We start from the raw sequence: 7,147 nt of genomic DNA on the forward strand, positions 1-7,147 counted from the left end.
TGTCGGCCAGCTTGAATTGCAGACGCTCGGCGGAGAGCTGGATCGGCGTCAGCGGATTCTTGATTTCGTGGGCCAGACGACGCGCCACTTCCCCCCAGGCGGCGCTGCGCTGGGCGGCAATCAGACGCGTCACATCGTCGAAGACAACGACATCGCCACCACCGCTGGCTTCCGGCAAGCGTGAGCCGCGCAGCAGCAGCACCTGCGGCATGCCATTTGGCCGCTCCATTTCGAGTTGGGCTTGCCATTCGGCCTCTTCGGTGCCAGAAAAATGCTCGCGAATAAAAGCGCCCAGCGCCTGTTGGCGCGGCCAATTCTCGGCGGCGGCGCCGACCAGGCCCATGAAATCGTCGCTCAAAATGGTCAGGGCACCCTCGTTGACCGTGCGCAGAACGAAATGGCGGTCGAAAACCAGCACGCCGGTCGACAGGTTGGCGAGGATGGATTCGAGATAGCCGCGCGCCGATTCAAGTTCCGCCCGGTGGCGCTCGGTTTCGCGTCGGGCGTCATCGAGCTGGCGGGTCATGCGGTTGAAGGACTGGGTCAAAACGCCGAGTTCGTCACCACTGTAGATCGCCTGACGTGGCGAAAAGTCGCCCTGCGCGACGGCCTGCGTGCCTTCGGCCAGAATGTAGAGCGGTGCGGCCAGCCGGCGGGCCATCACGTAGGCCAGCGCGAAGGCGCCGAAGAGGGCAACGAGCACGGTCAACGTCAGGGTCAGGGCATAAATGCGGGTCAAGCCTTCGCGGGCCAGATGCAATTCCTGATAGTCGCGATAAACGCCCTGCACCGCATCGGCGTCATGGGCCAGGCCGGGCGGCACGGGCTGGGTCAGTTGCAGGATGCGCGGTTCTTCAAACATGCCGCGGGCGCTGACCGGCACGAGCACGCGCAGGTAAAGCTTGCCGCCGTCGCCTTCGATGGTACTGACCATCTGCGTGCTGCGCGCCTGTTTCAACTGCGCCGGGCTGGGCAAATCGGGCAGCAGGCTGGACAGCTCGGTGGTCGCGCTCGACAGCAGTTGTCCGCCGACCGAAAAGAGCGCAGCAGACTGGACGCCTTTTTCTTCGCGCAGCCGCAACAGGGCTGAGCGCCGCGATGATTCCTGGATGTCCGACAATTCGACGGCCACACTGCGCGCCTTGTCGCCCAGATCGAGCAGCAGCGAATCGAGCGCCGAGCGACCGAGCTGCAGGCCGGATTCAAGCGCCTTTTCGACGCGGACATCGAACCAGCTTTCGATCGAGCGGGTAACGAACTGCACCGAAACGCCGTAGACCAGCGCCCCGGGCAATACGGCAATGACGCCGAACATCAGCATCAGGCGCAGCTTGAGGCGGGCGCCGAAAACCTGGGCCTGATAGTCACGCCACAGGGTGCGCAACTGCCAGCCGACCAGGCCGAGCATACCCAGCGCCAGGGCGACGTTGAGGGCAATGAGCAGCGGATAGTTGCGCGAGAAAAGCACGGTATCCGCCGCCGTCGACATCAACAGCAGGAACCACAGGATGCCGCCGACGGCAGCCGCAAAAGCGCCGCCCGCCGCGACGATACGCTTCATTTGGCCTCCGCCGGCAAGGGTGCCGGAAGCAGGTTGGCGGGCCATATTTTCCAGTCGGAACCGAGGCTCCAGTCCTTGTTGCCCAGCGCGCTGATCTGGAACGGGCGGGGTAGCTGGGTGACGTCGAGCCGCATGCGCAGCGCTGCGTCGTAGGGTTCGCCGGGGCGAACCGCCTTATCGCTCTTGTCGATGACGGTCCAACTGCGCAGCCGCGATAGCACCAGCATGGCCTCGGACAGGGTCTGGAACGACTGATGCAGCCCCCCGGTGGTCAGCCGGTATTGCCGGGTCAGCGCGTGGTAGGACAGGCGATAGGTCTGGCTGCGGCTGACCAGTTTTTCATCGAGCCAGTACCAGCGGGCTTTGCTCAGTTCGAAATCGGCGACAAAATAGAGCACGACGCCCTTGGTGACCGCCTCTTCGAGGCGAGGATTCAATTCGAACTTGAAATCGGCGGAGAGAACATAGCCATCGTCGCTAGCTGAAAGCTGCGGATTGCTGATGTCGATTTCTGCGGTCCACGCCAAAGCGGGCACAAAAAGCAGCAACAGCAGCCATCGGCGCAGAGGGTCAAGCACGCTTTTCGAGCAAGCAGTAGAAAAAGCCATCGTGTTCAGCGGTCGGTAAGAGCTGTTCTTCGTGACAACGGTGAGCCTGCGGCTGGCGCGCCAGGAAGTGTGCAATCTGCCCGCCATTTTCGGCCGGGAAAACCGAGCAGGTCACGTAGAGCAGTTTACCGCCCGGCCGCACGACCTGCCACAAGGCATCAAGAATCCGCGCCTGCGCCGTGGCGAAGCTGGTGATGTCGGCCTCGCGGCGCAACCACTTGGTGTCCGGATTGCGTCGGACGACCCCGCTGGCGGTGCATGGGACGTCAGCGAGCACCGCGTCGAAGGGCCGGCCATCCCACCAGCTGGTCAGCTTGGCACAGTCGGCATCCTGAATATCGGCGCTCAGGCCAAGGCGCGACAGCGTTTCGGCAACGCGCCGGCAACGCGAAGGTTTCAGATCGAGGGCGAGCAGGTCGATTTCGCCGCGTTCGAGCAGGTGCGCCGTCTTGCCGCCCGGTGCGGCGCAGGCATCGAGCACGCGACTGCCCGGCGCTGGATCGAGCAACGTCGCGGCCATTTGTGCACCGGGGTCCTGCACCGAAACAAGGCCATCGGCAAAGCCGGGCAGTGCGTCGACCGGCACCGGTTTGTCGAGCGCCAGCCCGCATTCACCGACCGGTCGGGCCGCAATACCTTCGGCCGCCAGCTTCATGATGTAGTCTTCGCGCGAAACGCGGCGGGTATTGACCCTTAAACCCATCGGCGGCGGCGCATTGCCGGCGGCGACGATGGCCGGCCAATCCTGCGGATAGGCGGCCTGCAGCTGGGCCAGCCACCAGTCGGGGTGCATGGCCGAAGCGACGGGATCAGCGGCAAATTCGGCGGTCAGCGCCGCTTGTTGACGCAGGAAGTTGCGCAACACGCCATTGACCAGCGCCTTGAAATTCCCGCCCGCCACCTCGCCGGCCGCCGAAACGGCCTGATCAACGACGGTGTGCGGCGCATCCGGCCGGGTTTCGAGGCGATAGAGGGCGACCAGCAACAAGGCACGCACTTCGTCGCTGGCCAGCGGCTTCTGGAGCAGCCTGGCAAGGAAGAAATCGCCGCGACCGTAGGCGCGCAGGCTGCCGTAGACCATATCCTGGACGGCGGGACGGGCGGCCGGCTCGACGCGACCGAGCAGGCCGTCGGCCAGACTCTGTCCGCCGAATACGGCGGTATCAATGCGGGAGGCCTGCAACAGGGCGTAGGCGAGGGAGGTGAACAGCAAACTGGACATAGGCGACCATTATCGCACGCGGCATAATGGCCGAATGCGGCAAATCCTCCTCGCCCTGCTTTTCTTTGCCGTAGCTGCGCCAGCCTGTGCCTGGAACGCGGCCGGCCATCGCCTGACCGCCGTCATTGCCTGGCAACAGCTGTCACCGCCAAGCCAAGAGGCGATCGCCGAGGCGCTGTCCGGCCACCCCGACTACGCGCGCTGGGTCGAGAAATCGCGGTCGACCAAAGACGTCAATATTTTCGCCGAGGCCTCGACCTGGCCGGACGACATTCGCAACGACCCGCGCTTTTACGATGAGGACCGCGAACCCGCCACCCCGGCGCTCCCCGGACTTTCCGACACGGCCCGTCACAAACGCTGGCACTACGTCGACCTCGATGCCGCCGGGCAGGTGAAATCCGGCGAACTGGACGCCCAAATCGAGCGCCTGAGTCGAATCCTACGGTCAACCGGAAAAAAGACCGAAATGTCGAACACCCTGCCCTGGCTCGCCCACCTCGTTGCCGACATCCACCAGCCGCTGCACGTCGGCCGCCACGGCGACGAAGGTGGCAACGAAGTCGAAATCGAAAATCCGTTCAACAAACGGCTACCGTTCAGCAGCCTCCATGTTTACTGGGACGATCTGCCCGGCCCGCCCTGGCTGCGCGGCAAGCGCCTGCAGCAAAACGCAGCGCGCCTGCTGGAAAACTACCCCGCCCCGAGACAAGGCAATGTCGCGCAGTGGCGCGATGAAAGTCATCGTCTGCTCGCTGAAGCCTATCCGGACACCAGCGGCAGCCTGCTGCCGATCATCAGCGAAGATTTCCGCCAGCGCAGCCGGGACATCGCCGACCGCCGCATCGTCGCGGCAGGCTACCGGCTGGGCCGTCTGCTCGAAGCCATTTTCGGCCAGCGAGTTTCACGTGAAACGCCATAGAATTGGCCTATGAACGGCCTGCACCTGATCGCTGATCTCCACGACTGCCGCTGCCCCCCGAGCTTCCTGCTCGACGCAGCGGGACTCGAAACCTTCTGCGCCGATGCCTGCCAGCGCCACGGCCTGACCGTCGTCGGCCGGCTGTTCCATACCTTCCACGACGCCAACGGCCAGCCGGCCGGCGTCACCGGCGCCATCGTCCTCGCCGAATCCCACCTGGCCGTGCACACCTGGCCCGAGATCGCCAGCGTCACGCTCGATGTTTATGTCTGCAACTTCAGCGGCGACAACAGCTCTAAGGCTAGTGCGCTGTTCGACGAAGTCATCGGCCGTTTCGCACCGGAAAGCCGGCAGTGCACGCGCGTCGGACGCGGCCGTCTGGCACCGGGAAAGTAGCAGCCGGCTGCTACCCGCCAGCCGGAAAATCCTCCGACAATACTTCTGTCCGCCGCCCTCTTGTCGGCGGCATGACAAAGGAGACAAACATGGCTGCCAAGAAAATTCTCATGCTGACCGGTGACTACACCGAAGACTACGAAACCATGGTGCCCTTCCAGGCGCTGCTCATGGTCGGCCACACCGTCCATGCCGCCTGCCCCGGCAAAAAGGCCGGCGAATCGGTACGCACGGCCATCCACGACTTCGAAGGCGACCAGACCTACAGCGAAAAGCCCGGCCACAACTTCACGCTGAACGCCAGCTTCGCCGACATCCGCGCCGAGGACTACGACGCGCTGGTCATTCCCGGCGGCCGCGCCCCCGAATACCTGCGCCTGAATCCCGAGGTCCTGGCCCTGGTTCGCCACTTCGCCGAAACGGGAAAACCGATCGCAGCGATCTGCCACGGTGCACAGCTGCTCGCCGCAGCCGGCGTTCTCGATGGTCGTTCGTGCAGCGCCTACCCAGCCTGCGCGCCCGAAGTCCGTTTGGCGGGTGGCCAATACGCCGACATTCCGGTCGATCAGGCCCACGTCGATGGCAATCTCGTCACCGCCCCAGCCTGGCCCGCACACCCGGCCTGGCTGGCCAAATTCCTGCCGCTGCTGGGTACCCAAATCACCCTTTGACCGCCAGCCCGGGCAACGTCACGCCGACGTTGCCCGCTCCGACCAGGAGGCAGCATGTGTGAAATCTACGTCCAGGCCGACCCGATGCTCTACGAGTCGCGGGCGCGTTCCCTGCGCATTCATGGCTTCGTCACCAAGATCCGGCTGGAAAACCTGTTCTGGGACATCCTGGCCGAACTGGCCGGCAACGAGGGAATGACGACCAACCAACTCATCGCCAAGCTGTACGATGAAATCGAGGCCTACCGCGGCGAAGTGGACAACTTCGCCTCCTTCCTGCGCGTCACCTGCCTGCGTTATCTGACACTGCGCCACCAGAAGCCCGGCGAAAGGCCCAGTCTGGCGGTCGTCGGGACGCTGCCCCCGACCAGCCGCGAAATTCCGAGGCGCGTCGGCACGGCCTGAGATCGTCAGACCGGAATATCGAAACGGTCGCCCACCTTCAACGGGTGCCCGGCCAGGAACTGCTGCACCGGCAAACGCTTGCCACCCGCCTTCTGCAATTCAGTCACAGCCAGCGCGCCCTGGCCACAGGCGACGACCACATTGCTACGGTCAACCGCCAAAATCGTGCCAATTTCACCCGCGCCAGCCGCCGGCGTCGCCTGCCACAATTTCACCGTCTGACCGCCAAACAGAGCCTGCGCACCGGGAAACGGGTTGAAGGCGCGGATGTGGCGATCCAGTTCCGCCGCGCTCTTCGACCAATCGATCAGCGCCTCGGCCTTCTCGATCTTGTGCGCGTAAGTCACGCCCTCGGCCGGCTGCGGCTCGGCCGGCAAGGGCAGCTTGCCGAGCGCCTCGACGGCCAGCTTCGCGCCGAGTTCGGCCAGCCGGTCATGCAACGTAGCCGTGGTGTCGCTGGCCTCAATGGGAAACGCTCCGCGCAACAGCACCGGCCCAGTGTCCAGCCCGGCCTCCATCTGCATGATGCAGACGCCCGTCTCGGCGTCGCCGGCCAGCAAGGCCCGCTGGATCGGCGCCGCGCCGCGCCAGCGGGGCAGCAGCGAGCCGTGGATATTGATGCAGCCCAGACGCGGCATATCGAGCACGAGCTGGGGCAGGATCAGGCCATAGGCCGCCACCACCATAACCTCGGCGCCAACCTCAGCAACCTTCGCCTGCGCCTCGCCATCCCTCAGCGTTAACGGCTGAAAAACTTCGATCCCATTTTCCAGCGCCACCTTCTTGACCGCCGAAGGTTGCAAACTCATGCCTCGCCCGGCCGGCCGATCCGGCTGCGTCAGCACCAACGCCACGTCATGCCCTGCCGCGATAATGGCCCGCAAGGCCTGTGCAGCAAACTCCGGCGTTCCCGCGAAAATCAGCCTCATGCCGTAACGCGCGCCTGTTTGGCCATCTTGTTCTTGATCCGGGCCTGCTTGAGCATCGACAAGTGGTCGACAAAGACGGTCCCGTTCAAATGGTCGATTTCGTGCTGGATGCACACCGCCAGCAGGCCTTCGGCCTCCAGCGTGTGCTGCCTGCCGTCGAGGTCGAGATAAGTCACCGACACCCGCTCGGCGCGCTCGACCTTGTCGTAAATGCCTGGCACCGACAGGCAGCCCTCCTCGCCGATCTGCGAGCCCTCGCACCGGCCAAGCGTCGGATTGATGAAAACCTGCAATTCGCTCTTGTCTTCGGACACATCGATGACGACGACGCGCTGGTGCACGTCGACCTGGGTCGCCGCCAAGCCGATCCCCGGCGCCTCGTACATGGTTTCTGCCATGTCGGCGACCAGTTTTCGGGTGCTGTCATCGACCT

General features: G+C 64.4%; 9 protein-coding genes. 4 read left to right on the forward strand and 5 right to left on the reverse strand.

Annotated features, from left to right (window positions below; all coding sequences use genetic code 11):
• From ADADOO_RS00540 to rsmB, 3 genes are all read right to left on the reverse strand, one after another.
• Nucleotides 1-1,561, reverse strand: a 1,561-nt coding sequence (locus ADADOO_RS00540) for a sensor histidine kinase (protein WP_511274212.1), incomplete at its 3' end; no start/stop codon positions are given.
• Entirely contained in the window at nucleotides 1,558-2,139 is a 582-nt protein-coding gene (locus ADADOO_RS00545) for a DUF4390 domain-containing protein (RefSeq protein WP_511274213.1), read from the reverse strand. The genes ADADOO_RS00545 and ADADOO_RS00540, both read right to left, overlap by 4 nt.
• Complete coding sequence (gene rsmB, locus ADADOO_RS00550) at nucleotides 2,132-3,391, reverse strand: 16S rRNA (cytosine(967)-C(5))-methyltransferase RsmB (protein WP_511274214.1); 1,260 nt, start codon at nucleotides 3,389-3,391, stop codon at nucleotides 2,132-2,134. The genes ADADOO_RS00545 and rsmB overlap by 8 nt, the downstream gene beginning before the upstream one ends.
• 34 nt (nucleotides 3,392-3,425) lie before the next feature.
• On the opposite strand from rsmB, the gene ADADOO_RS00555 reads away from it, so the two are divergent.
• From ADADOO_RS00555 to ADADOO_RS00570, 4 genes are all read left to right on the forward strand, one after another.
• On the forward strand, nucleotides 3,426-4,313 hold the full coding sequence (locus ADADOO_RS00555) for a S1/P1 nuclease (RefSeq protein WP_511274215.1): 888 nt from the start codon (nucleotides 3,426-3,428) through the stop codon (nucleotides 4,311-4,313).
• 9 nt (nucleotides 4,314-4,322) lie between these two features.
• Nucleotides 4,323-4,709 carry an S-adenosylmethionine decarboxylase family protein gene (locus tag ADADOO_RS00560; protein WP_511274216.1) on the forward strand — a complete coding sequence of 129 codons (387 nt, stop codon included), beginning with the start codon at nucleotides 4,323-4,325 and terminating at the stop codon, nucleotides 4,707-4,709.
• A gap of 89 nt (nucleotides 4,710-4,798) precedes the next feature.
• Nucleotides 4,799-5,380, forward strand: coding sequence for a DJ-1/PfpI family protein (locus ADADOO_RS00565; RefSeq protein ID WP_511274217.1), 582 nt, complete (start codon nucleotides 4,799-4,801; stop codon nucleotides 5,378-5,380).
• A gap of 54 nt (nucleotides 5,381-5,434) precedes the next feature.
• Entirely contained in the window at nucleotides 5,435-5,785 is a 351-nt protein-coding gene (locus ADADOO_RS00570; RefSeq protein WP_511274218.1) for a ribbon-helix-helix domain-containing protein, read from the forward strand.
• 5 nt (nucleotides 5,786-5,790) lie between these two features.
• Here the strand turns inward: ADADOO_RS00570 and fmt are convergent, their stop codons facing one another.
• Both fmt and def read right to left on the reverse strand, forming a co-directional pair.
• The gene (gene fmt, locus ADADOO_RS00575; protein WP_511274219.1) at nucleotides 5,791-6,714 is read right to left on the reverse strand and encodes a methionyl-tRNA formyltransferase; all 924 of its coding nucleotides are present in this window, start codon (nucleotides 6,712-6,714) and stop codon (nucleotides 5,791-5,793) included.
• A partial coding sequence (gene def, locus ADADOO_RS00580) for a peptide deformylase (RefSeq protein ID WP_511274220.1) occupies nucleotides 6,711-7,147 on the reverse strand: 437 nt, incomplete at its 5' end. The genes fmt and def, both read right to left, overlap by 4 nt.

This window comes from Azonexus sp. (assembly GCF_036170495.1).
Classification (GTDB): Bacteria; Pseudomonadota; Gammaproteobacteria; order Burkholderiales; family Rhodocyclaceae; genus Azonexus.

Excerpts from the sequence above, each read along its gene's own strand:
- rsmB (WP_511274214.1), bottom strand. The coding sequence starts at position 3,391 with ATGTCCAGTTTGCTGTTCACCTCCCTCGCCTACGCCCTGTTGCAGGCC.
- ADADOO_RS00555 (WP_511274215.1), top strand. The coding sequence starts at position 3,426 with ATGCGGCAAATCCTCCTCGCCCTGCTTTTCTTTGCCGTAGCTGCGCCA.
- ADADOO_RS00560 (WP_511274216.1), top strand. The coding sequence starts at position 4,323 with ATGAACGGCCTGCACCTGATCGCTGATCTCCACGACTGCCGCTGCCCC.
- ADADOO_RS00565 (WP_511274217.1), top strand. The coding sequence starts at position 4,799 with ATGGCTGCCAAGAAAATTCTCATGCTGACCGGTGACTACACCGAAGAC.
- ADADOO_RS00570 (WP_511274218.1), top strand. The coding sequence starts at position 5,435 with ATGTGTGAAATCTACGTCCAGGCCGACCCGATGCTCTACGAGTCGCGG.
- fmt (WP_511274219.1), bottom strand. The coding sequence starts at position 6,714 with ATGAGGCTGATTTTCGCGGGAACGCCGGAGTTTGCTGCACAGGCCTTG.